This window comes from Streptomyces katrae, from assembly GCF_000717655.1.
Classification (GTDB): Bacteria; Actinomycetota; Actinomycetes; order Streptomycetales; family Streptomycetaceae; genus Streptomyces; species Streptomyces katrae_B.
Window position 1 is genome coordinate 85,441 of the sequence record NZ_JNZY01000012.1, and the last position, 21,691, is coordinate 107,131.

23 protein-coding genes are annotated in these 21,691 nt (G+C 72.0%); 8 read left to right on the top strand and 15 right to left on the bottom strand.

The genetic code is table 11. The features are described 5' to 3' along the window. Positions 1-10: 10 nt before the first annotated feature. Positions 11-412 carry a YchJ family protein gene (locus IF09_RS0117645; protein ID WP_030296767.1) on the top strand — a complete coding sequence of 134 codons (402 nt, stop codon included), beginning with the start codon at positions 11-13 and terminating at the stop codon, positions 410-412. On the opposite strand, the gene IF09_RS0117650 is transcribed toward IF09_RS0117645, so the two are convergent. Beyond that, the gene (locus IF09_RS0117650) at positions 376-1,245 is read right to left on the bottom strand and encodes a DUF6397 family protein (RefSeq protein ID WP_051832594.1); all 870 of its coding nucleotides are present in this window, start codon (positions 1,243-1,245) and stop codon (positions 376-378) included. The two genes, IF09_RS0117645 and IF09_RS0117650, sit on opposite strands and share 37 nt — an antisense overlap. Positions 1,246-1,348: 103 nt before the next feature. After that, positions 1,349-1,747: a roadblock/LC7 domain-containing protein gene (locus IF09_RS0117655; protein WP_030296771.1), complete on the bottom strand. Its 399-nt coding sequence runs from the start codon at positions 1,745-1,747 to the stop codon at positions 1,349-1,351. A gap of 108 nt (positions 1,748-1,855) precedes the next feature. Between IF09_RS0117655 and IF09_RS0117660 the strand changes: the two genes are divergently transcribed. Then, complete coding sequence (locus IF09_RS0117660) at positions 1,856-2,284, top strand: PPOX class F420-dependent oxidoreductase (protein ID WP_030296772.1); 429 nt, start codon at positions 1,856-1,858, stop codon at positions 2,282-2,284. Between the two features lie 34 nt (positions 2,285-2,318). On the opposite strand, the gene IF09_RS0117665 is transcribed toward IF09_RS0117660, so the two are convergent. From IF09_RS0117665 to IF09_RS0117685, 5 genes are all read right to left on the bottom strand, one after another. Continuing rightward, on the bottom strand, positions 2,319-2,987 hold the full coding sequence (locus tag IF09_RS0117665) for a GTP-binding protein (RefSeq protein WP_418953056.1): 669 nt from the start codon (positions 2,985-2,987) through the stop codon (positions 2,319-2,321). After that, on the bottom strand, positions 2,984-3,373 hold the full coding sequence (locus IF09_RS0117670) for a DUF742 domain-containing protein (RefSeq protein WP_030296775.1): 390 nt from the start codon (positions 3,371-3,373) through the stop codon (positions 2,984-2,986). Before IF09_RS0117670 ends, IF09_RS0117665 begins: the two co-directional genes overlap by 4 nt. A 17-nt stretch (positions 3,374-3,390) precedes the next feature. Then, positions 3,391-3,834, bottom strand: a complete 444-nt coding sequence (locus tag IF09_RS0117675) for a roadblock/LC7 domain-containing protein (protein ID WP_030296777.1) — start codon at positions 3,832-3,834, stop codon at positions 3,391-3,393. Then, a complete protein-coding gene (locus IF09_RS0117680; protein ID WP_030296781.1) occupies positions 3,834-6,563 on the bottom strand; it encodes a nitrate- and nitrite sensing domain-containing protein in 2,730 nt (909 codons plus the stop codon). Before IF09_RS0117680 ends, IF09_RS0117675 begins: the two co-directional genes overlap by 1 nt. 108 nt (positions 6,564-6,671) lie before the next feature. Beyond that, the gene (locus tag IF09_RS0117685) at positions 6,672-7,487 is read right to left on the bottom strand and encodes an MHYT domain-containing protein (protein WP_051832597.1); all 816 of its coding nucleotides are present in this window, start codon (positions 7,485-7,487) and stop codon (positions 6,672-6,674) included. A gap of 159 nt (positions 7,488-7,646) precedes the next feature. Here IF09_RS0117685 and IF09_RS0117690 point away from each other — a divergent pair, with 159 nt between their 5' ends. Then, positions 7,647-8,246: a class I SAM-dependent methyltransferase gene (locus IF09_RS0117690; protein ID WP_030296783.1), complete on the top strand. Its 600-nt coding sequence runs from the start codon at positions 7,647-7,649 to the stop codon at positions 8,244-8,246. Between the two features lie 67 nt (positions 8,247-8,313). On the opposite strand, the gene IF09_RS0117695 is transcribed toward IF09_RS0117690, so the two are convergent. After that, the gene (locus IF09_RS0117695) at positions 8,314-9,228 is read right to left on the bottom strand and encodes an oxygenase MpaB family protein (protein WP_030296784.1); all 915 of its coding nucleotides are present in this window, start codon (positions 9,226-9,228) and stop codon (positions 8,314-8,316) included. A 135-nt stretch (positions 9,229-9,363) separates the two neighbouring features. On the opposite strand from IF09_RS0117695, the gene IF09_RS0117700 reads away from it, so the two are divergent. Both IF09_RS0117700 and IF09_RS0117705 read left to right on the top strand, forming a co-directional pair. Continuing rightward, positions 9,364-10,158, top strand: a complete 795-nt coding sequence (locus tag IF09_RS0117700) for a hypothetical protein (protein ID WP_030296785.1) — start codon at positions 9,364-9,366, stop codon at positions 10,156-10,158. 22 nt (positions 10,159-10,180) lie between these two features. Next, complete coding sequence (locus IF09_RS0117705) at positions 10,181-10,636, top strand: SAM-dependent methyltransferase (protein WP_030296786.1); 456 nt, start codon at positions 10,181-10,183, stop codon at positions 10,634-10,636. A gap of 106 nt (positions 10,637-10,742) precedes the next feature. On the opposite strand, the gene IF09_RS0117710 is transcribed toward IF09_RS0117705, so the two are convergent. Continuing rightward, the gene (locus tag IF09_RS0117710; protein ID WP_030296788.1) at positions 10,743-10,925 is read right to left on the bottom strand and encodes a hypothetical protein; all 183 of its coding nucleotides are present in this window, start codon (positions 10,923-10,925) and stop codon (positions 10,743-10,745) included. Between the two features lie 329 nt (positions 10,926-11,254). Here IF09_RS0117710 and IF09_RS0117715 point away from each other — a divergent pair, with 329 nt between their 5' ends. Both IF09_RS0117715 and IF09_RS0117720 read left to right on the top strand, forming a co-directional pair. After that, positions 11,255-12,607: a GAF domain-containing protein gene (locus IF09_RS0117715; RefSeq protein ID WP_078613312.1), complete on the top strand. Its 1,353-nt coding sequence runs from the start codon at positions 11,255-11,257 to the stop codon at positions 12,605-12,607. Between the two features lie 55 nt (positions 12,608-12,662). Then, positions 12,663-14,186 (top strand): aldehyde dehydrogenase family protein, encoded by a 1,524-nt coding sequence (locus IF09_RS0117720; RefSeq protein ID WP_030296790.1) that lies wholly within the window; start codon positions 12,663-12,665, stop codon positions 14,184-14,186. A gap of 127 nt (positions 14,187-14,313) precedes the next feature. Here IF09_RS0117720 and IF09_RS47065 read toward each other — a convergent pair whose 3' ends face one another. From IF09_RS47065 to IF09_RS0117745, 6 genes are all read right to left on the bottom strand, one after another. Then, on the bottom strand, positions 14,314-14,469 hold the full coding sequence (locus IF09_RS47065) for a maleylpyruvate isomerase N-terminal domain-containing protein (protein ID WP_234321050.1): 156 nt from the start codon (positions 14,467-14,469) through the stop codon (positions 14,314-14,316). A gap of 418 nt (positions 14,470-14,887) precedes the next feature. After that, positions 14,888-15,874 carry a helix-turn-helix domain-containing protein gene (locus IF09_RS0117725; RefSeq protein WP_030296791.1) on the bottom strand — a complete coding sequence of 329 codons (987 nt, stop codon included), beginning with the start codon at positions 15,872-15,874 and terminating at the stop codon, positions 14,888-14,890. A gap of 658 nt (positions 15,875-16,532) precedes the next feature. Continuing rightward, entirely contained in the window at positions 16,533-17,129 is a 597-nt protein-coding gene (locus tag IF09_RS0117730; protein ID WP_030296792.1) for an NADPH-dependent F420 reductase, read from the bottom strand. A 44-nt stretch (positions 17,130-17,173) separates the two neighbouring features. Next, a complete protein-coding gene (locus IF09_RS0117735) occupies positions 17,174-17,992 on the bottom strand; it encodes an inositol monophosphatase family protein (RefSeq protein ID WP_030296793.1) in 819 nt (272 codons plus the stop codon). Positions 17,993-18,100: 108 nt separating this feature from the next. Next, positions 18,101-19,609, bottom strand: a complete 1,509-nt coding sequence (locus IF09_RS0117740) for a GMC family oxidoreductase (protein WP_030296795.1) — start codon at positions 19,607-19,609, stop codon at positions 18,101-18,103. A 140-nt stretch (positions 19,610-19,749) separates the two neighbouring features. Then, positions 19,750-19,971: a hypothetical protein gene (locus tag IF09_RS0117745; RefSeq protein ID WP_030296797.1), complete on the bottom strand. Its 222-nt coding sequence runs from the start codon at positions 19,969-19,971 to the stop codon at positions 19,750-19,752. Between the two features lie 541 nt (positions 19,972-20,512). On the opposite strand from IF09_RS0117745, the gene IF09_RS0117750 reads away from it, so the two are divergent. Then, positions 20,513-20,737 (top strand): hypothetical protein, encoded by a 225-nt coding sequence (locus IF09_RS0117750; RefSeq protein ID WP_158709997.1) that lies wholly within the window; start codon positions 20,513-20,515, stop codon positions 20,735-20,737. Positions 20,738-21,691: the final 954 nt, after the last annotated feature.

A 21,691-nucleotide genomic window follows, 5' to 3' on the forward strand; every position in this document is an offset into this window, starting at 1 on the left:
GAGCAGACCCATGCCCACCCCGGCCCTCCCCTGCCCCTGCGGGCTGCCCGCCGCCTACCCGGAGTGCTGCGGCCGCTTCCACTCCGGTGCGCAGCAGGCGCCCACCGCCGAGCTGCTGATGCGCTCCCGCTTCAGCGCGTTCGCCGTCGGCGACACCGCCTACCTGCTGCGCTCCTGGCACTCGAGCACCCGGCCCGCCCGGCTCGACCTGGATCCCGGCCAGCGCTGGGAGCGCCTCGAGATCCTCGCCACAGAGCGCGGCGGGATGTTCGAGACGGAGGGCTCGGTGGAGTTCAGGGCGTACTACCGCGAGGGCCGGCACGCCGGTTCCCTGCACGAGGACAGCGCCTTCAGCCGCGAGGCCGGGGCCTGGGTCTACGTCGGCCCCCTCTCCCCCGTCGACTTCGACTGACCGCGCGCCCCGGTCAGCGCGAAGTCCAGGCTGGTGCGGTACCAGTGGATCTCGTCCGGCGGCTCCGCCCGTAACAGCCGGAGCGCCACGGCCGCGGCGGCCGGGATCTGCGGGTGCCCGTACGGCGGGGGCGGTGCGAGGGCGGCGAGGACGATCCGCTCCGCCGGGTCGGGCACGGCCTCCCCCAGTTCGTCCTCCGGCAGTACGGAGGCCAGGACCGCAGCCCGCTCCCAGGGGTCGGCGGTTCGTCTCAGCAGCAGCCCCACATGCCGCGCGCGCCACTTCCGCGGTCGCAGGTCCGCCTTGGCCGCCATCAGCTCCCGGTCCGCCGGGGGTGCACTCCCGCGCAGCATCCCCGCCTCCCGGGCGGCGAACTCCCGCAGCTCCGCAGCCAGGTAGAGCCAGACCACCACCCGGTAGCGGTTGATCCGGTAGCCGACCGGGGTGATGTGCCCGCAGCGCGCGAGCCGGGTGAACCGGCCGGGGCTGGTCCCCAGCACCCCACCCGCTGCCTCGGCTCCGGCCACGGTCTCGACCCGCTGGCGCAGCGCGCCCGGAAACCCGTCCGCAGAGCGGATCCGGTCCAGCTCCGTCCGCGTGTACCGCGCGGCCCCGCCCGGCGCCGGCGGTCCGGCGCGCACGATGCCCAGATGGACGGCCCGGGCGAACTCGGTACGGGTCAGCCCCAGTTCCCCGGCGGCCCGGGCACCGCCCACCGCAGCATCCGGCGGCACAGCCGCGCGTACCACCACCGGCCCGTGCGCCCGTACCTCCGGCAGGGCCGGCGCCCCTGCATCCGGCAGCACGCGCCCCGACTGCGTCGCGACCTTCATGACGGTCCTCCCCCACGAGTACTGATTACTCTGTGTGAAGACCGTAACTCGGCGCCACGACACCCGCGAGGCCTGTGGATAACTCCCGGAAGCCCGAACGGCGTCAGCCCCCGGTGATCCGCCGCTCCGCCACGCCCAAGTGCTCTCCCACCCGGTTGACCAGCAGCGTCATCTCGTACGCGACCTGACCGATGTCGGCCTCGGCGGCGCTGAGCACGCACAGCGAACTCCCCGCGCCCGCCGCCATGACGAACAGGACGCCGTCGTCGTACTCGACCATCGTCTGCCGTACCTCGCCGGCCCGGAAATGCCGGCCCGATCCCTTCGCCAGGCTCTGCAGCCCCGCCGCCACCGCCGCCAGGTGCTCCGCGTCCTCCCGCGCCAGCCCCGCGCTCGCACCCGTCACCAGCCCGTCGTTGGACAGCACCACCGCATGCCTGACCTGCTGGACCCTGCGCGTCAGGTCGTCGAGCAGCCAGTCCAGCTGCTTGTCCAGTGCCATTTCGAGCCCCTCCCCGTCGACGCCGCCGGCCCGGCCGCGCCCCACCCCTCGTAGTAAGTGCACGCCAGCCTTCCCCACCAGCGCCTTTCGGGCAAGGAGGATGTCCCCATGGCGAAGAAGATGACTCAAGAGGAATGGCGGGCATTCGTCTCGTACGGGACCCGAACCGGAAAGCTGTCCACCGTCCGCGAGGACGGCAGTCCGCACATCGCACCCATCTGGTTCGTTCTCGACGGCGATTCCTTCGTGTTCACCACCGGCAAGGACACGGCAAAGGGCCGCAACCTGCTCCGCGACGGACGGGTCGCGCTCTGCCTGGACGACGAACGTCCGCCGTTCTCCTACGTCGTCCTCCAGGGACGCGCCGAGATCAGCGAGGACTTGGAGGAGATGCTCCCCTGGGCGACGCGGATCAGAGCCCGTTACATGGGCGAGGAGAGCGCCGAGGCCTTCGGCCGCCGCAATGCCGTCCCCGGCGAACTCCTCGTCCGCGTCACCATCGACAAGGTGATCACCGCTGCCGGCATCACCCACTGAGGCGGCCACGCCCGTCGCCCGCCGCAGGCCCGCCTCACACGGAATCGGCCTGCGGCTCCACCGAGTCGAGCAGCCGGGCGGTGTGCACCCGCCCGGCGTACTCGACCAGCCTGATCAGCACCTCCTTGCCCGAATCCTTGTCCCGCGCATCGCACAGCACCACCGGCGTCCCCGACTCCAGGTCCAGTGCCCGCGAGACCTCGTGCGCCCCGTACCGCCGGGCGTCCGTGAAGCAGTTGACGGCCACCACGAACGGGATGCGCCGGTGCTCGAAGTAGTCCACTGCCGGGAAGCAGTCCTCCAGCCGGCGGGTGTCCGCCAGCACCACGGCGCCGAGGGCTCCCTGCGAGAGCTCGTCCCACATGAACCAGAACCGGTCCTGCCCCGGTGTCCCGAACAGGTAGAGCGACAGCCCGGACCGGATGGTGATCCGCCCGAAGTCCATGGCCACGGTCGTGGTCGTCTTCTGCGCCACCCCGCCCGTGTCGTCGACCAGTTCGCCCGCCTCGCTGAGCAGTTCCTCCGTCCGCAGCGGCCGGATCTCGCTGACCGCCCCGACCAGCGTGGTCTTGCCGACCCCGAACCCGCCCGCCACGAGTATCTTCAGCGCCAGCGCGGCCAGTTCCCCGTCGGCCTCCGGATCCTGGTCCGGGCCGGGCACCGGGGCCGGTCCGCCGGGTCCGTCGTGGTGTTGTCCCATCACAGCGCTCGCAATCCCTCGATGACTTCACGCAGAATCCGCTCGTCCGGCAGCCGGGCCGGCGGCACCGGCCGGCTGACCTTGACGTGCCCGCCCTCCAACAGGTCCCCGAGCAGCACCCGCACCACGCCCACGGGCAGGTCCGCGTCCGCGGCGAGCTCCGCCACGGACTGGGTCTCGGACCGGCAGAGCCCGAGCAGTGCCCGGTGTTCGGGGCCGAGCAGCGACTCGGCCGCCGCATCCGTGCCCAGAGCGCCCTCGTTGTCCATGACGACCAGCGCGATCAGGTCGAACCGGACCCCGTGCGGCCCCGGCTTCGTACGCCCGCCGGTCAGGGCGTACGGGCGGACGAGCGGGCCCGCGTCGGCGTCGTACCACTGGCCGTTCATGTACCGGACCGCCGCTCTCAGCCGGCGGCCGGCGGCTGCGCCGCGAACCGGGGCGGGGTGTAAAGGTGTTCCCCGACCCGCTTCACGAGCCGGGCCATCTCGTAGGCGATCAGCCCGATGTCGGCGCTCGCCGCGCTGAGGACGGCGAGGCAGGAACCGTCCCCGGCGGCCGCGACGAAGAGGAACCCCTCGTGCATCTCCACCATCGTCTGGCGTACGCCCCCTGCGTGGAAATGCCGGCCCGCGCCCTTCGCCAGACTGTGGAACCCGGAGGCCACGGCGGCCAGGTGCTCCGCGTCCTCCCGGCTCAGCGCACTGGACGCGCCCACCGCCAGGCCGTCGTTGGACAGGACCACGGCATGCCGGACCTCGCGGACCCGGACCACCAGGTCGTCCAGCAGCCAGTCCAGTTCGCCGGACCTGCGGACGCCGTCGGGATCGAATCTCTGGTGCTCGATCATCACACTTCTCCTTCACTGCCTGCGTGGGCGCCGGTCTCCCGGGCGCCGGTCTCCTGGGCCCCGCGGACCCAGCCGGCCCGGTAGGCCGCCATCCGGTCGCGGGCCTGCTCCGGGCTGCGCCCCGGCGGCTCCTCGGACGGGCGCGCCCCGGCCGGGGCCTTCGGGGCGGGGGTCTCGCGCAGCTGCGGTACGAGGCTGGCCTGGCGTACGCGGCGCGGCAGTCCGGTGACCGGGGCGTCGGGCAAGGAGGCGGAGACCCCGTCACGCCGCGGGGCCGGAGCGGGCGCAGGCGCCGGCGCCGGGGCCGGGGCCGGGGCGGAATCCGAAGCCGGCGCCGGAACCGGTGCGGCCTGCGTACGGGTTACCGAGCCCCCGGGACCCCGCGGCCGCAGCGAGGCCACCGGGGCGGGGCGCGGTTCCTCCCGTACGGGGCCGCGGTCCGGGAGCGGGGTGCCGCGCCCGTCCTCCCGTATCACCGAGCGGCGGGCGTCCTCCCGTACGACGGTGATCGCGGGCGGCGGCGGTGCCGGCTCCTGCCGTTCCACCGGAGCCTCGACCAGCTGGTCGCGTTCCGGGGCCGCCGCCGGCGACGGGCCGGTCTCGATGGCGCCCTGGAGCAGGGAGCTCGGCAGGAGCACCACGGCGGTGGTGCCCCCGTACGGTGACGTGCGCAGGTGCACCCGCACACCGTGCCGGGCCGCGAGGCGGCTGACCACGAAGAGCCCGAGCCGGTCGCTGTCGAACAGGTCGAGGGCCTCGGACTGTTCGATGCGCCGGTTGGCCTCGTGGAGGGTCTCGCGGCCCATGCCGAGCCCGCGGTCCTCGACCTCCAGGACGTATCCGGCGCCGACGGGCTCGCCACTGACGCGGACCTTGGTGTGGGGCGGGGAGAACTGGGTGGCGTTCTCGATGAGTTCGGCGAGCAGGTGCGTGAGGTCGGCGACGGCGCCACCGACCACGGCGGCCTCGGCCAGCTGGCGGACCTCGACGCGCGGGTAGTCCTCGATCTCGGAGACGGCGGCCCGTACGACGTTGGTCAGCGGGACCGGCATCCGCCAGGCGCGCCCGGGAGCGGCGCCCGACAGGATGATCAGGCTCTCGGCGTGCCGGCGCATCCGCGTCGTGAGGTGGTCGAGGCGGAAGAGGTCGCCGAGTTCGCCGGGGTCGTCGGCGCGCCGTTCCATCGAGTCGAGCAGCGTGAGCTGCTTGTGCACGAGGACCTGGCTGCGGCGGGCGAGGTTGACGAAGACGCCGCTCACCCCGCTGGCGAGCTCGGCCCGCTCGACGGCAGCGCTGAGCGCTGCCCGGTGGACGGTGGCGAGCGCCTCGCCGACCTGGGTGATCTCGTCGTCGGCCGGCGGTGGGGGCGGGGTCTCGGCGTCGACGTCGATGTCCCGGCCGGCCCGCAGCCGGTCCATGGCGTGCGGGAGCTTGCGGTGGGCGATCTCCAGGGCGGTGTTGCGCAGCGAGACGAGTTCCACGACGAGGGCGCGGCCGATGCGAACGGAGATGACGAGGGAGGCGGCGACGGCCGCGAGGCCCAGCAGCACGGCGGCTCCGGCGGCGCTGAGCCCGGCTTGGGCGAGGGGGTCGGTGCGGTCGGCGGCTGCGGTGTGCGCGGCGGCCTCGATCTCGCGCAGGGAGGTGCTGATGCTCGAGTACGCCGCGTCCCAGCCGGCCGGCGCGCCGCGGGCCGCGTCCTTGGCCGACCCGCCGGCCGACCCGCCGACTGATCCACCGGCCGGCCCACCGGCCGTCCCGGTGCCCGTGGCCGTCCCCGCGGCGAGCGCCCGGTCCTCGGCAGCGGTCAGCTCGGCGTAGGCGGCGCTCTTGGCCACGGACTGCCAGGCGGCCTGCTGGGCGGCGGGCAGGTCGTCGGCGGAATTCGCGGTGAGGGCGCGGCGGGCCTCGACGACGCCGGTGAGGCGCCGAAGCGCTTCGGCGGTGCGCGGGCCGGGCGCGGCGATCAGGGCGTCCTCGCGGGAGAGGAGTTCCCCGGCGCGGGCGAATTCGAGCAGGACGCGCGCACCGGGGCCGAGTTCGGGCTTCCGACCGCCGGAGAGGGAGCCGTGGACGGAGAGGGCGCTGTCCACCACGCGGGTGTACGTCTCGTACGCCGCGTCCTGGGTCGCTCGCCGGTCCGCGATGTCCTTGCGGGTGGAGCCGAGGGCCTCCGCCGCGGCCACGAAGGCTCCGACCCGGACGACGACTTCGGTGCGGTGGTCGCCGGACTCGGCCACGGTGTGCCGGTCACCGAGCCGCAGCCGCGCGACGGCGGCGTCGGTGCGCCGCGACTGCTGTTCCAGGGCGGCGCCCTGGTCGGCGGCGGGGTCGGCCAGGTAGCGGACGGCGGCGCGGCGTTCGGCCTGGAGCTCGGTGACGGCGGCCGCGACGGGGGTGCGTATCTGCTCGTCGACCCGCTGGACGCGACTGAGCCGGGCGATGTCCTGGGCGGTGCTGACCGTCGCGAAGCCCCAGAGGGCGAGCAGGGAGACGACCGGGACCATCAGGAGCGACACGATCTTCGCGCGGACGGTGGCGGGGCGCAGCCGCAGCCGGCGGGATCCGCCGTCGGCTTCGGCGGCCGCCGGGCCGGGACGGCCGGTCCGCGGGTCCTGCTGCGCCGCCGGCTCCTCGGCGGGCGGTCCGGCGTGGGCCCGGCGGCCGCGCGCCGGGGGCGCGGGCAGCTGCGGCGCCGCTGCTTCCGGTGGTCTGCGGGGTGTGCGCATGGGCTCCTCGTTCGGGGTGCGGTCCAGCGGGGTCGAGTCGGGGAGTCGGGCCGGACCGGGCCGGACCGGGTTACGGACGGGCGGGCCGATCAGGCCCGGCCCGGCGGTTCAGCGGGCCGGCGCGGCCGGCGCCACCGGCGCTGCGGGCCCGGGCGCCTGCCCGCCCAGGTGCCGGGCGGCCGAGGCGGAGGCGGCGCGCTCGTCGGCGGTCGGGGAGAGCGCGACGAACGCGGAGGTGATGAAGAGGTACGAGCCGAGCCCGACCGCGAGCGGGAAGATGAACTGCATCGCGGTGGCGCCCGGCAGGGCGTGGTCCGAGGGGACGACGCGGACGGCGACCGCCATCATCCCGGTGTAGTGCATGCTGCTGACGGCGGCGCCCATGACGAGCGAGGCGACGGCGACGGCGGCCGGCGCCTTGATGTTGAGCGCGGCCCACAGCGCAGCGGTGGCCGCGACGACGGCGATGGCGAGGGAAAGCCCGACCGTGAGCGGGTCGTACGAGATGCTGCCGTGCAGGCGCAGGGCGGCCATGCCGAGGTAGTGCATGCTGGCGACCCCGAGGCCGGTGGTGAGCCCGCCGAGGACCAGGGCGCGGCCGCGGTCCCTGCCGTAGCCGACGGCGAAGACGCCGGCGCCCACGACGATCATGGCGACGAGCAGGCTGAGGACGGTCAGCGGCACGTTGTAGTGGATCTCGGTGCCGGTGACGTTGAAGCCGAGCATCGCGACGAAGTGCATCGTCCAGATGCCGGTGCCGATGGCGGAGGCCGCGGTGAGGAGCCAGTTGCGGCGGGAGGATCCGGTCGTCGCGGCGAGTGCGCGGACGGTGCAGCGCAGCCCGAGGGCGGCGCCGATGGATGCCATCACATATGACAGTACGGGTGTCAGCCAGCCATAGGCCGCGTGGTCGAGGTGTCCCATGGCCCCGGGACGCTAGTCCGGGTGAGGGCGCGAACAAGGGGCGCATTTCGAAAGCAGCTGGAACTGCTGGAATATGACAGAGCTACGTTCATCTCCGATCACGCCACGTGCCACCTTGCACACGCACCGCGCGGAGCCCCCATGGGGGATCATGTCCACATGAGCGAAGACCACACGCACGTGCAGGAGTTCTTCGGGGCACGCGCCGCCGACTGGGACCGGAAGTTCCCGGACGACGGGCCCGCGTTCACGGCCGCCGTGGCCGAGTTCGGCCTGCACCCCGGGGACCGCGTGCTCGACGCGGGATGCGGGACCGGGCGGGCGCTCTCGGCGCTGCGCGCCGCCGTCGGACCGGCCGGCACGGTGCTCGGCGCGGACCTCACCCCCCGGATGCTGGCCGCCGCGCGGCAGGCCGGCCGGGGCGCGGAGGGCGCGCTGCTGCTCGCGGACGTGGCCCGGCTGCCGCTGCGCGACGGGGTGCTGGACGCCGTCTTCGCCGCCGGGCTGATCGCGCACCTTCCCGACCCGGAGGCGAACCTGCGCGAGCTCGCCCGCGTCGTCCGCCCCGGCGGCCGGCTCGCCCTGTTCCACCCGATCGGGCGAGCGGCCCTCGCGGCGCGGCAGGGCCGCGAGCTGACGCCGGACGACCTGCGGGCCGAGCACAACCTCGGACCGCTCCTGGCCGGTGCGGGCTGGGACATGACCTCGTACGCCGACGAGGACGCCCGCTTCCTGGCGCTCGCGCTGCGCCGCGCCTGACCAGCGCACCCCTTACACACGTCTTGTACGTCGGCACCTCGCCCGGGGCCCGCGGAGGTGCCCCGGATCACGTCGGAGGCTGGGCCTCAGCCCCGGCCGGCCGGCGGGGATGCGGCACGGGGCATCCCCCCGAGCCGGGCACGGGAAACGTGCCGAGCTCGCCCACGTCGTAGCCGTGGGGGTAGCCCTTGATCTCCGGGTTCTGCCGGGCGTAGTGGGGGGCCTTGCGCGGCGGCAGCAGCCGGACGGCGCGGCCGCGCAGCTTCAGGGCGCCCCGGAACAGCGCCTTGACCTGCGGGCGGGGGCTCTCGTAGCGGAAGGCCGACAGCAGCGGCTCGTCGAGGAGCGAGAGGCTCAGTGCCCGCACGGCGGGGGCGAGCGGCGCCGGGTACCAGGAGGCCATCAGACCGATGGTGGAGTCGGCGACCTTGCGGCCGCCCTCGTCCCAGCCGAAGTGGGCCTCTTCGTAGGCGTTCAGGGTCTCCTCGAACTCCTCGTAGGAGCCCGGGATGTCCGTGATGCCCATGTGCCGGCCGAGTTCGGCGTAGTAGTTCGCGCTGGCCCGGCGCTCGTGGTGGGTCATCGGGCGCCAGCCGTAGGCGTCCAGCCAGCGCACCGGAATCACCACGAAAGTGCACAGGACGTACCGCATGTCCTCGTTGCCGATGTCGTAGGCGCGGTGCATCTGGTTGACGCGGCGGATCGCGGTGCGCGCGGTCTCGCTCTCGAATCCGTGCTCCACGACGGCGTCGAGGAGCAGCGCGGTGTCGTCGTAGCGTTTCTGCGGGCGGTCGGTGAACTCGGCGGTCTCGGCCAGCAGGCGGCCGATGGCGGGCACGGCGTAGGTGCGGAAGAGGGCGAGCTCCAGCGCGCGGGTGAAGTCCCAGGGGAATTCGTAGGTGGCGGTGAGCCGGTAGATGGTGAGGAAGTCCTCGTCGGGGTCGAGACGGAGGATCTCCCTCAGCCGGTCGTAACGCTGCACCGGGTGTCCCTTTCTGTGGCGGGGCCCCAACTCTACGTGCAGGTAGCGGGCTTGGAAATCGTCGCCCGCAGGCTCTCGACGCGGGGGTTACCCGCTGGTTAGGGTGCGCCGACGAGAGAGCGACGGGGAGGCCACGTGTCCGACGAGGAGGAGGGCGGTTCGCTCTACGTGCTGACCGCCGTGCTGCTGACCCCCGCGCAGTTTCCGAGCATCCTGGGCGATGACTTCCCGGAGGCCTGCGCGCTGCTGGGCGTGAAGCCCGTGGCACGGGGGTACGGGCTGGTTCTGGGCCAGGACGAGGAGGGCGCGCGCTGGACCGTCGTCGTGGACGACGTCTCGCTCGTGGCCATGGCGATCGCCTCCTGGGACTGCGGCATGGAGTACGACCTGTCGCCGGACGAGCGCACGATCGTGGTCTCGCTGGCGGGCTGGCCGCTGGACCTGTCGGTGGCGACTCCGGGGATCCCGGATCCGCACGATCCGGAGCAGGGCGCCGACGGCACCGGCCGGGTGCCGCTGGCACCGCCCTCCGCCGAGGCGTGGGGACCGGTGCAGCGGCGCATGGGCGCGGACCAGATCGCCCGGGAGTGGTCCGACTGGCGCGAGCGCGTCGCGACGGACGGCGGGGCGGCGGCCGCGGCGCACCCCGGGCTCGCGCGGGCGCTCAAGGAGGCCGTCGAGTACGCGCAGAGCCCGCCTCCGCCCGGACGGGTGCGGTCCTCCTTCGCGGGCGAGGGGGCGCGGACCCTGCGGGTGGACGGGCCCGGCTGGTCGCTGGTGGCCCGGACGGACGACGCGGCATTCGTGCTGCTGGACGAGGAGGCGAGCGAGGTGCTGGCGGTCCCCCGCGACGGGGATCCCGATCTCGGTCTGCCGAAACTGCCGGAGCTGCTGGCGGCGCTGGACCGCATCGCGGTACGCCCGGTCTGAACCCGAAGGAGACGCTGTGCTGGTGGAGTCGGAGCCGGTGGCCGTGGTGGTGGGCGGCCGCGCGGAGGTCGTCGACGACGACTGGGGACGGGAGACGGCCGTGATCCGCCTGGACGGCCGCCGGTTCGGCCCGGACGCCTTGTACGGGCTGGCGGAGTTCTCGCACCTCGAGGTGGTCTACCACTTCGACCGCGTCCCGGTGGAGAAGATCGAGACGGGCGCGCGGCACCCCCGGGGCAACCCGGACTGGCCGCTGGTCGGCATCTTCGCCCAGCGCGGCAAGAACAGGCCGAACCGGCTGGGTGTCTCCCGGTGCCGGATCCTGAAGGTGGACGGCCTGGACGTGCACGTGGCGGGCCTGGACGCGGTGGACGGCACCCCGGTGCTCGACCTGAAGCCCTACCTGGCCGAATTCGGGCCCCGCGGAGACCTCCGCCAGCCGGACTGGGCCACGACGCTGATGCGGGACTACTACTGATCCGGGCCCGCCACGACGCGGCGGGGGCCCGGACGCCCCGCCCGGGCCCGGCCCGCCGGGCCGACCCCGGGTACGGACGGAGTTCGGCGCACGCGGCCGCGCCCGCTCAGCGGCCGAGCTGCTTTTTGGACATACCCCGCAGACGGCGCCGCTGGGAGGAGTCCAGCAGCAGGTAGGCGGCCGCCGGCACCCCGATCAGAACCAGCAGCCCTGCCCAGAACCCGACCGTCCAGAACAACACGATGGCTGCCGCGACTCCGGCAACCGCGACCTTGCCGCGCTTGGACATCTGCGGACACCTCCACCTGTCGTCGTCCACTATCCCCTCAACGCACCACCGCGACCCCGCGTTCCCGCCCCCGGGCTCCCGACGAAGACGCCGTACGTACGGCTGCCGCCCGGGGCCTCCCCCGCCGGGCCCGGTCCCGCCGGCCGGCGGCTACCGTGCGCGACCGGGTCGCCACGGACCTGGCCGCCCGGGCCGGGGGCTTCGGCCCGGGTCCGCCCGGCAGGCCTGGCGGCGTTTCGGCAGTGCGTGGCCGACACGGTGCTTGTCGGGGCTCGGGGCCTGGACGACGATGGGGCGCTCCGGGAAGCGCGGCCCCACGGGAGGGTGACATGGACGATCCGTCGGTGGCGCTGCCGGGCGGGGCCGATCCCGCCGAGCGCACGCGCGTACTGCGGCGGGCGCACACCGCGTTCACGCAGGACGGGCGGGTCGAGGCTCCGGTCCGGGCGGTGATCGCGAACTCCTGGCGGCGGTGCGCCAGGGCCCGGGTCGGCCCGGAGTGCGCGCCCCGGGTGGACCTGGCGGAGGCGGAGCTGCGGTCGTACCGGGCGCAGCACCCGCTGGCCCGGGTGATGCCGGTGTTCCGGGACCTCGTGGGGGCCTTCGCGGCGCACGGGGCCCATCTGCTGGCGGTGTGCGACGCGCGGGGCAGTCTGCTGTGGGTGGAGGGCGAGACGGCCACGCTGCGCCGGGCCGAGGGCCTCGGCTTCGTACCGGGCTCCCGCTGGGCCGAGACGGCGATGGGGACCAATGCACCGGGCACGGCGGTCGCCGTCGGGGAGCCGGTCCAGGTCTTCGGCGCCGAGCACTTCAGCCGTCGGGTCCACCCGTGGACGTGTGCGGCCGCCCCGGTGCACGACCCCCGTACCGGCCGGCTGCTCGGCGCGGTGGACATCACCGGCGGCGACGGACTGGCCCATCCACACTCCCTCGGCTTCGTGCAGGCGGTGGCCCGGGCCGCGGAGGCCCAGCTGGCACTGCTCGACCCGTTCCCAAAGGCCGCCGCGGACACCCTCGGCGCCCTCGGCCGGGACGAGGCACTGCTGGTCGGCGGTGACGGCACGAGGATCCGCCTGGGGCGGCGGCACAGCGAGATCATGGCGCTCCTCGCGCACCACCCCGAGGGGCTGTCGGGCGAGGAGCTGGCGATCGGGCTGTACGAGGACGAGTCGGTGTCACCGGTGACCCTGCGCGCCGAAATGTCACGGCTGCGCGGGCTGTTGGGGGGCCGCGCCCCGCTCTCCCGGCCCTACCGGACGGCGGCGCCGCTGGAGGCGGACTTCAGCGTCGTGAGCCGCCACCTGGCGGCCGGCGCCGTGTCGGCTGCGCTCCGGCACTACGCGGGCCCGCTGCTCCCCGGCTCGACCGCGCCGGGCATCGTCCGGCTGCGGCGCCGGATCGAGGACCAGGCACGGGCCGCCGTGATCGCCCGGGCGGACGTGGGGCTGCTGACCGACTGGGTGTGCGCCCCGTGGGGCGCGGACGATCCGGCGGTGTGGCGGGCGCTGGCCGCGACCCTGCCGCCGGAGGGCCGCCCGGCCGCACTGGCCCGCGTACGGGCCCTCGACAGCGAACTCGGCCCCGGGGGACCCGGCCCAGGCGCCGGGGCCGGACCACCTCCCGTCCGACGGGGGTCGGCGCGGCCGGGCCGTGCAACGTATCCGCAACCTGCTTGCTCCTAGCCTCCCTCCCGAGCGCTGTCCGACGGCGGCCGGCGCCCGGCAAGGGGAGGACACCATGGCCCGTTACGCTGCGCCCGGTACCGAAGGCGCGCTCATGTCGTACGCGTCGCGCTACGCCCACTTCATCGGCGGCGAGTACGTCGAGCCCGCTCTCGGCGGGTACTTCGCCAACCCCTCCCCCGTCAACGGCCGGCCGTTCACCGAGGTCGCGCGCGGCACGGCCGAGGACGTGGAGCGGGCCCTCGATGCGGCGCACGCGGCGGCGCCCGCCTGGGGGCGCACCTCGGTCACCGAGCGGTCCACGATCCTGCTGCGCATCGCGGACCGGATGGAGCAGAACCTGGAGGCCCTGGCGGTCGCCGAGACCTGGGAGAACGGCAAGCCGGTCCGGGAGACCCTGGCCGCCGACATGCCGCTGGCCATCGACCAGTTCCGCTATTTCGCGGGCGCGCTGCGCGCTCAGGAGGGCGCGCTGAGCCAGCTCGACGACGACACCGTCGCCTACCACTTCCACGAACCGCTGGGTGTGGTCGGGCAGATCATCCCGTGGAACTTCCCGATCCTGATGGCGGTGTGGAAGCTGGCTCCGGCGCTGGCGGCGGGGAACACCGTGGTGCTGAAGCCGGCCGAACAGACCCCGGCCTCGGTGCACTACTGGCTGAGCCTGGTGGCGGACCTGCTGCCGCCGGGTGTGGTGAACATCGTCAACGGGTTCGGCGAGGAGGCGGGCAAGCCGCTGGCGTCCAGCCCGCGCGTGGCGAAGATCGCGTTCACCGGGGAGACGTCCACGGGGCGGCTGATCATGCAGTACGCGGCGGAGCACCTCAAGCCGGTCACCCTCGAACTCGGCGGCAAGAGCCCGAACCTCTTCTTCGACGACATCTGGACCACCGATGACGACCTGCGCGACAAGGCCCTGGAGGGGTTCAGCATGTTCGCCCTCAACCAGGGCGAGGTGTGCACGAGCCCCTCGCGCGCCCTGATCGAGCGGGGCCGTTACGGCGACTTCCTCGACGCGGCGGTCGCGCGCACCGAACTGATCGTGCCCGGACACCCGTTGGACACGGAGACGATGATCGGCGCGCAGGCGTCCGAGGAGCAGCTGCGCAAGGTCCTCTCGTACGTGGAGATCGGTCAGCAGGAAGGCGCGAAGGTCCTCACCGGGGGCCGGCGGATCGACCACGGCGGTGACCTGGCGGGCGGCTTCTACGTGGAGCCGACCATCTTCGAGGGGGACAACCGGATGCGGATCTTCCAGGAGGAGATCTTCGGCCCGGTGGTGTCCGTGACGTCCTTCCAGGACTTCGACGACGCGGTCCGGATCGCCAACGACACGGCGTACGGCCTGGGCGCCGGCGTCTGGACCCGCGACATCAACACGGCGTACCGGGCGGGCCGCGCGATCCAGGCGGGCCGCGTGTGGACGAACTGCTACCACGCCTACCCGGCGCACGCGGCCTTCGGCGGATACAAGCAGTCGGGCATCGGCCGCGAGACCCACAAGATGATGCTGGAGCACTATCAGCAGACGAAGAACCTCCTGGTCAGCTACTCCCCCAAGAAGCTTGGGTTCTTCTAGAGAACAGAAATCCGCTGCCTGGAGCGGGCATTGCCTCTCCAGGCAACATTGACTCCAAGCGCAGAAGGTAATCAAACGGCAGCCATACGTGCCCTCCGGACCACTTCGGAACCTTCCCCCGGACCAGTCACGGACCAAGAAGTTGGAAATCGCTCAAGGCCGAGTGGGCGAACCTGGTCGGCGGCTGCTGGATGCGCCGGCGAAGCAGCTCACTGAACCACCGGTGCTCGCTGCCGACGTGCCGCGTGAGGTCCCGGAGAGTCCAGCCGGGGCAGGTCGGCAGCGGGGTGGAGGGTCGGCTCCCGTGACCGTGGCGACGAAGGCGGCGGTCTCGGCTGCGAAGGCCGCTCCGTGCTGGGCGGGGTTCATGACTGCGCCCTTCCTCTGATGACGCTGCCCCAGGGGGCGATACTCAAGGCCTCTGGCGTCGTACTCGGCGCCGATGGTGGGCAGGGCTCCGTTGACGTCCCAGGACGAGGTGCGGAGCACTGTGCTGCCCTTGGCAGCCGTGAAGCGATAGCCGTCGCAGTCACAGGCGAAGCCTACGGTTCGGGCAAGTCATCCCGGCCCTCGTTGTCGGCGGGTCGCGTGCGGTGCAGGTCGTCGAGCCTCCAGCCGGTGCCCAGGCCGCCCACAGCGCCCCGCTGCCTTGCTTGGGACACGAGTCGGCGGCATCCGCTGAACTGCAGCCGTCCCTCTGGTCACGCGCTGTCGGCCGACCCGTGGCCCGGCGGGTGCCGGTTCGGCGAGAGCGAGGCCGGTCCGGTCGAGCGGGCGCACTCGGTGGGAGTCTGACCGTAGTGCTTCTTGAAGGCTCGGGTGAAGTGACTGCCGTCCGCGAACTGCCAGTGTGCGGCGAGTTCCGAAATGCTCAGGCGCCCTGACGGCGAGACAAGGGCGAGCCGGGCCTCATGCAGTCGCCGGTGGCGGATGTAGGTGCTCACCTGCTCTCCCACCGCGGCGAATGCCCGGTGCAGCGTGCGGACGGAGACGTTGAGTTCACGCGCAAGCATCGCCGGAGAAAGTTCGGGATCAGCGAGCCGACGGTCCGCAAGGTCCTTGGCTGCCTGGGTGAGCGCGGGAGCCAACCGGGGCTCTACGTCGTCGAACCGGCCCTTCACCACCGCCTTGGTCAGCTCGATCAGGGTACCTTGGGCAGCTGCCACACCGGCCGGGCCGAGGTCGGCAACGGTCATGTGGATCATGTCTGCAAGGGCCGTCAGCAAGCGCACCTCGGCCGAGTCCGCCGGCCCGGTGACGACCCGGTTCCCGAGCAGGGGTTTGAGCTCGCCGGGGGGCAGGACGAGGAACTTCGCCGTGAGGTGCGCCGTCGTCTCGAAGGCCGTCAGCCGCCCGAGGTGCCGGACGAGGAACTGCCCGGCCGACACGGTCTGGTCGCCGTAGCCGGACGGGCCGCCCAGAGTCCATGCGCCGCTCCGCACGACATACATGGCAACCAGATCCTGATCGCCGCCCGGGACGTCCGCGGTCCGGGTTGCCGACGCGGCGTGGAGATCGGCGATCGCCGCGCCGTGCACCTTGGCAACCTTGCCCTTGACCCGGAAGTCACCGATCGTGTCCGGGCTGAAGGCCGGCAGTTGGAAGACATCGTCGCCGACCTGCGTCTGCCACCCGCGCCGGAAAACGTCGAGTCCCCGCGGTGCGGAATCCGGGGCGGTCGAGTCCACTGCGAACACCCCGCGCGCGCCGTCGACCTCCGCTCCAGTACCGTGCATCCCTCTGCGATCCTCTCGTCTTCATGCTTCAACGCCGTCCTGTGGTGGTCGTGTTCCGCAGGACGCCGCCATGACCCATGTGGACACCGTGCCAATCTTCCTATAGACGGATCGCATTGCAGCGGCCGGGAGGCAGAGCTGATGCTTCTGATTCGGCGAGATGAACGACGCGACCCCTGACTATCAGGTCGCAGCCTGATCGTCAGGGGTCGCACTCGCGCTCGGTCCTCCCTCATGGGCTCGTGCCGGGGACGTCTTCGCCGCCTCGGTCGGACCTTTCGCCGGAGGTAACGGTTGGTGGCCGGGGCGCAGTTCGCCGTGTGGGCCGAGGGCGTCGGCCACGCCCAGGCAGGTGCTGCCCCGGAGGCACCGAGTTCGTAGTGCACAGCCCCGGTGTCGACGGAACGGACCGTGAGCGCGACCTCGTAGTTGCCCGGGTAGGTCACTCACCGAGCCGCAGCCGAATCCGGGCGTCTTCCGGCCTGCGGGCCATGCCGATCGGCCTGCCAAGCCGTGTCGGCCAAGATCATCCTGTCGCGGTCGTGTCCCACCGGGAACCCATCCGTGCCGGTGCCGGCTCCGGTCACCTGCAGGTTGCGCGGCTCGACGGTCAGCGGGCGATCGAGATCGCGAAGGGGGTGAATCCGATGGACCGGATGACGTGCGGTACGAACAGTATCGCGGCCTCGGTGGCGCGGGCGGTCTGGATCCCGCCGAGGTCGGTGATCCATTCCTTGCGCCAGCCGAGGTCGATGAGCAGTTCAAGGACGGTCCGCTTGGCCTCCGGTTCCTCGCCGGAGAGGAAGGCGGTTGGCGTCTGGGTGAGCGTGGCCGGGGCGGTCATCACCGGGAAGAGCATGGTGTTGAGCGTCTTGACGACGTGCGTTTCGGGGAGCGCTGCCTGGAGTTGCTCGGCGAGGCTTGAACCGGGGTAGATCAGGGCGGCGGGCAGTCCGTCCGGTCCGTCGACGGTGGCGTTGGAGACGTCCACGAGGATCTTGCCGTGCAGCTCTTCGCGCAGGGCGGCGAGACGTTCCGGGGAGCCGGCGCCCGGGGTGGCGTTGATGACGATCCGGGCCGCCCGGGCGGCATCGGCGGCGGCGCCCGGCGCGCGGTCCGCGACGGTCACCTCGTGCCCTGCCAGGGTGAGGGCTTTCGCCAGGTTGCCGCCGACGCGGCCGTTTCCGAGAACTGCGATCATGGTCATGATGTTCTGGTCCTTGCGTTGGGTGCGGGTTGTGGTGTGCGGGGTCAGCGGGAGAGCGTGGCGACGGCTTCGGCGTGGACGCCGGGCGCGGCGGCCAGGAAGCTCTCGCTCTGCGGGGTCCAGGGGCGGCCCTCGGCGTCGGAGATCCGTCCGCCGGCCTCGGTGACGAGCAGCGCGCCGGGCAGCAGGTCGGCTCGGGCGCCGGCGAACTGCCAGAAGGCGTCGATGCGGCCGGCGGCCACGTTCGTGAGGTGCAGGGTCGCGGGCACGGCGGTGCGGACGACGAGCGCGTCGAAGAGCATCGCGGTGATCGAGGAGCCGACGCGCCGTACGACCCTCTCGTCCTCGTCCGGCCGGGCCTGGCTGGTGGCCACGATGCTCAGGCCGAGGTCCGCGGTCGGGGAGACGCGCAGCGGCCGGCCGTCGAGGTAGGCGCCGGCGCCGGTGAGCGCGGTGTAGGTCTCGCCGGTCAGCGGCAGGTGGACCGCGGTGAGCACCGGCTGGTTCTCACGCACGAGGGTCGCGGTCACCGCCCACTCCGGCAGCGCGTGCAGGTGGTTGACGTTGCCTTCGGCCGGGTCCACGACCCACCACTCGCCGGGCGGCAGCGCCCCGCCGTCCAGCTCGTCCTCCACCCAGCCGGCCTCCGGGCGCAGGCTCGTGAGGCGGGGGCGCAGGATGTCCAGGGCCGTGTCGTCGTTGACGGCGAGCGCACGCATCAGCTCGTCACGGGTCTCGTAACGGACCACATCGCCGAAACGCTCGCGCAGCGCCACACCGGCGGCGCGCACGGCGGTCGCGGTGCGGTCGAGCAGGTCGGCGTCGGAGGTGACGACGTCAGTGGTCTGAAGCGTTTCGGACATGGTGGTGCTCCTGTCTGAGGAGGGGTGATGAGGCCGGTCGGGGTCGCGTTCGACGGACGACGGGGGGATGAAGCGCGTTGTGGAAGCGCCGTGGGCGCGGAAGAAGGCTCAGTCGATCAGTTCGGCGGCCCGTTCGGCGATGGCGTAAACGGTCGCGTTGGTATTGGCCGAGGGGATGGACGGCATCACCGAGGCATCGGCGACCCGCAGTCCGGCTATTCGGTGCACGCGAAGGTTCGCAGGGTCGACGACGGCATCGGCGTCGGTTCCCATGCGGCAGGTGCCGGTGAAGTGGAAGTAGGGGCCGGTGGCCTTGCGAATGAACTCGTCCACGGATTCGCCGCTCGTCCCGGAGCCCGGCACCGCTTCCTGCTTGCGCCAGTCGGCGAACGCGTCTGCCTCGCCGATGCGGCGTGCCACTGCCAGGCCCTTGCGCATGACCTCCAGGTCACGTTCGTCGCTCAGGTAGCCAGGGTCGACGACGGGAACACTGGCGGGATGGGCGTCCGCCAGACGCACGGTGCCGCTGCTGTGCGGAGCCATCGCGGAGAAGGCTATGGAGTAGCCGTTGGCCGGCGGCCGGCCCCAAGCCGACGGGAGCGGTGCGGCGACGATGTAGACCTGAAGGTCCGGCCGGGCCGCGGCGGGATCGCTGAACAGCAGGCCCATCATTTCGGCCGGCGGGTTGGCAGGAACGAACGGTACGGGCTGGTCGGCCTCGTACACCACGCCCGCCATCGGATGGTCCTGCAGACGGGATCCCACTCCCGGCAGGTCGGCGACGACGTCGATACCGTGTTCCTCAAGGTGTTGGGCCGGGCCGATCCCTGACAGCATCAGGAGGTGCGCGGAACCGATGGCTCCCGCGGTCAATATGACCTCGGCGCTGTCGATGGACAGGTGCTCCCCACCGATGGTGTATTCGACGCCGGTGCAGCGGCCCGCGGTGGTGCGCAGCCGCTGCACGGTCGCGTCCGTGACGACGTCCAGGTTCGGCCGGTCGAGGAACGGACGGATGTAGGCGTCGGCCGCGCTCTGGCGGGCGCCGCCGGGCAGATTCATGTCACTCCACCCGAACCCGGTCTCCAGCCCGCTGCCGATGTCATCGGCGCGTGCGAACCCAGCCTCCACTGCGGCGTCGACGCCCGCCGTGGCCAGGGGATGGGGTTCCGGGACCGGGGCGACCGCGACCGGCCCGTCCGTGCCCCGCACGGAGGCATCACGACTGCGAGTGCTCTCGCTGCGGCGGAAATAGGGCAGCAGATCGTCGAAACCCCAGCCCGGAGCACCGAGGCCGGGCCATTCGTCGTAACCGGACCGGTGCCCCCGCAGGTGGTAGAGGCCGTTGATGCTCGACGATCCGCCGAGCGCCTTACCGCGCAGCACGTCAGCGGCCCTGCCTGTACCGGCCTGCACGGTCGAGGCGCCCAGCCAGAGGGATGACGGGTCAAACCCCAGGAACCCCCAAGGAGATGCCATCGCCTCGGTTGCGTCCCGGGCTCCCGCCTCCAGCAACAACACTCGCACGCCCGGGCGTTCCGAAAGCCGGGAGGCAATCACGCACCCCGCCGTCCCCGCTCCCACCACGACATAGTCATAAGGACTCTTGCCCATCATGTCTCCGCTTCCCACGGCAGCACTGTCCGACCACCGGGTTTCAGGAAAGGCTCCTCGACGATCAAAGAGCTGATTGCTTGCACGAACTAAAGGGGCCGAGAAGTCCGAGCTCGGCGCGCAAAAGGCGTGGAACCGGCTGATCAGCAGCGAGCGGGCTCCAGTGGAGCGGGGCTGTCCGCACGCAGGCCGCGCGCGCTGCTGGTGCTGACGGACACCGAGGTGGCCCGGCGGCAAACGATCACCTTGCTCCGACGGGCCTGGGAGCGCCCGGTCCGGCCATTGCCGATCACCCCGTTGGGGATGTCCATGCCGGCGCCGGTGCCTGCGATGACGGCCTTCCGGCTGGACTTCTCTTGTTTCACGCGTTTCTTGTCCTTGGTGTGTACCCGTCCTGGAACAGCCCGGGTTTCCGTTCTGCCGTCGAATCTTAGGAATACGGACACGGCGCGTACTTGAACCTCCGCGACGTTCGTTCGGAACCTCAGCGCCATACGTGTGGCGAGACAGTCGGCGTCACACAGCACTGGGTCAGGCTGCTCGTACACGCCGACCGACTTCTTGCCCTGCCACAGGTGGCCGCCCTTTCCCACCGACGGCCGCGTGAACCTGGGTCGGCAGCAAGGACGTTAGGCGGCCGCAGTTCCGGCCACGGCGGGCCCGTGGCATCGGGGATGGGCGCGGATCCTCACGTCCGTCCACCGGGAGATCGACCTCCGGCAGCAGGTCGACGAGAACCTCGGCCCGGAAGCCGCCCTGCGCCTGCTCTCCATGCACGGTTCCCACACCGAGTCGATCGGCGAATGGTGGGGATCCGGCTGGTACGAGACTATGGTCCGCCGTGCGGTTGTCCGTGCGTCGAGCAACGGAAACCTACCCACGGTCGTGCCCAGCATTTTCCCCGACGTGGAACAGTTCGCCGAAACGGCCGCCGGGCACCCCGACCTCCTCGACGACGACACCCTCTCCTGGCTCACCGAAGCCGTTTTCGAGGAAGGCTCTCTCCTGCGGAGTGCCAGGTTGCCATCCGCCACGGCAATCACTCTCCCGGACTGGGCCGTGCAGGATCTCCTCAGCCTTTTCCAGCCTGATGACGAAGCGACAGAGGCCCCAGAGAGCTGCGGTGAGTAAGCCAGCCGACATGTGCGCCGTCCCGTTGCCGGAAGGCCGTTTCCTGGTTCCGATCGCCACAACGCAGATCACTCTGTGGGATCTTCGGAGCTGAAAGCTCGTAGAACGTCTCGACAGCCCCCTGAGCAATACGGTCGTTCCCAATGCACCAGGACGGCGAGGCGGAGCTGCTTGCCAGGGGAAACGGCACCCGCCTGCGTCTGTGGGATCCCCGGCCTGGTCGGCTGATCCATTCCCTGCTCACTGCGGCCCCGGTCACCAACATCGTGTAGACGAGTGCCGATGGACTCCTACATGTGAGTGGGCCCCGTGGGCGCGCACGACTCTGCTGGTCACATAGGCAGCAACACTGCAGTCGTCGACAGCGGCCGGTGAAGGCATCGCTGCATTTCAGGAACCTGGTTCGCCCTGCACAACGATCGGTTCCCCGGACGCTACTGCTTGGACGTGGAGCGAGCAGCCGGCCCGGGGCACATCCGACGGCCGCACCATGCTCATGTCCAGCACGGTGGGCTCACCCGATAGCCCAGCTCGCTCCCGATCATTCCTAGAACGTCCCAGCCCCACCCCCGCCCCTTCCAGCCCAGGACTGCCCGGACTAAGATCCGGACCATTTTCGGACCAGCCCACGCCAAGGATCCGCACCAACTTCCTTTTCCGCTGGTCAGCGTGGGTGTAAGGGCTGTACCACCAGCAGACGAAGAACCTCCTGGTCAGCTACTCCCCCAAGAAGCTGGGCTTCTTCTAGTCCCGCCCCGGAGTCCTGGCTCGGACACCGGCCGCAAAGCAGCGGTCAGGGCCGCAGCCGTTCATCCATCACGTGGACCACGAGGGAGGAACGCGCGGATCAGGGACATAGACGCAGTAGGTTCCCGTGCGGATCGTATCGAGGAGTGCGTCATCGACGACGTCGGCCATCTGCTCCCCATCGATCGGCCCCGGCCGGTCGCCGAG

Coding starts and splice junctions, on each gene's coding strand:
- IF09_RS0117645 (WP_030296767.1), top strand. CDS start 11: ATGCCCACCCCGGCCCTCCCCTGCCCCTGCGGGCTGCCCGCCGCCTAC.
- IF09_RS0117650 (WP_051832594.1), bottom strand. CDS start 1,245: ATGAAGGTCGCGACGCAGTCGGGGCGCGTGCTGCCGGATGCAGGGGCG.
- IF09_RS0117655 (WP_030296771.1), bottom strand. CDS start 1,747: ATGGCACTGGACAAGCAGCTGGACTGGCTGCTCGACGACCTGACGCGC.
- IF09_RS0117660 (WP_030296772.1), top strand. CDS start 1,856: ATGGCGAAGAAGATGACTCAAGAGGAATGGCGGGCATTCGTCTCGTAC.
- IF09_RS0117670 (WP_030296775.1), bottom strand. CDS start 3,373: ATGAACGGCCAGTGGTACGACGCCGACGCGGGCCCGCTCGTCCGCCCG.
- IF09_RS0117675 (WP_030296777.1), bottom strand. CDS start 3,834: ATGATCGAGCACCAGAGATTCGATCCCGACGGCGTCCGCAGGTCCGGC.
- IF09_RS0117680 (WP_030296781.1), bottom strand. CDS start 6,563: ATGCGCACACCCCGCAGACCACCGGAAGCAGCGGCGCCGCAGCTGCCC.
- IF09_RS0117685 (WP_051832597.1), bottom strand. CDS start 7,487: ATGGGACACCTCGACCACGCGGCCTATGGCTGGCTGACACCCGTACTG.
- IF09_RS0117690 (WP_030296783.1), top strand. CDS start 7,647: ATGAGCGAAGACCACACGCACGTGCAGGAGTTCTTCGGGGCACGCGCC.
- IF09_RS0117710 (WP_030296788.1), bottom strand. CDS start 10,925: ATGTCCAAGCGCGGCAAGGTCGCGGTTGCCGGAGTCGCGGCAGCCATC.
- IF09_RS0117715 (WP_078613312.1), top strand. CDS start 11,255: ATGGACGATCCGTCGGTGGCGCTGCCGGGCGGGGCCGATCCCGCCGAG.
- IF09_RS0117720 (WP_030296790.1), top strand. CDS start 12,663: ATGGCCCGTTACGCTGCGCCCGGTACCGAAGGCGCGCTCATGTCGTAC.
- IF09_RS0117730 (WP_030296792.1), bottom strand. CDS start 17,129: ATGACCATGATCGCAGTTCTCGGAAACGGCCGCGTCGGCGGCAACCTG.
- IF09_RS0117735 (WP_030296793.1), bottom strand. CDS start 17,992: ATGTCCGAAACGCTTCAGACCACTGACGTCGTCACCTCCGACGCCGAC.
- IF09_RS0117740 (WP_030296795.1), bottom strand. CDS start 19,609: ATGATGGGCAAGAGTCCTTATGACTATGTCGTGGTGGGAGCGGGGACG.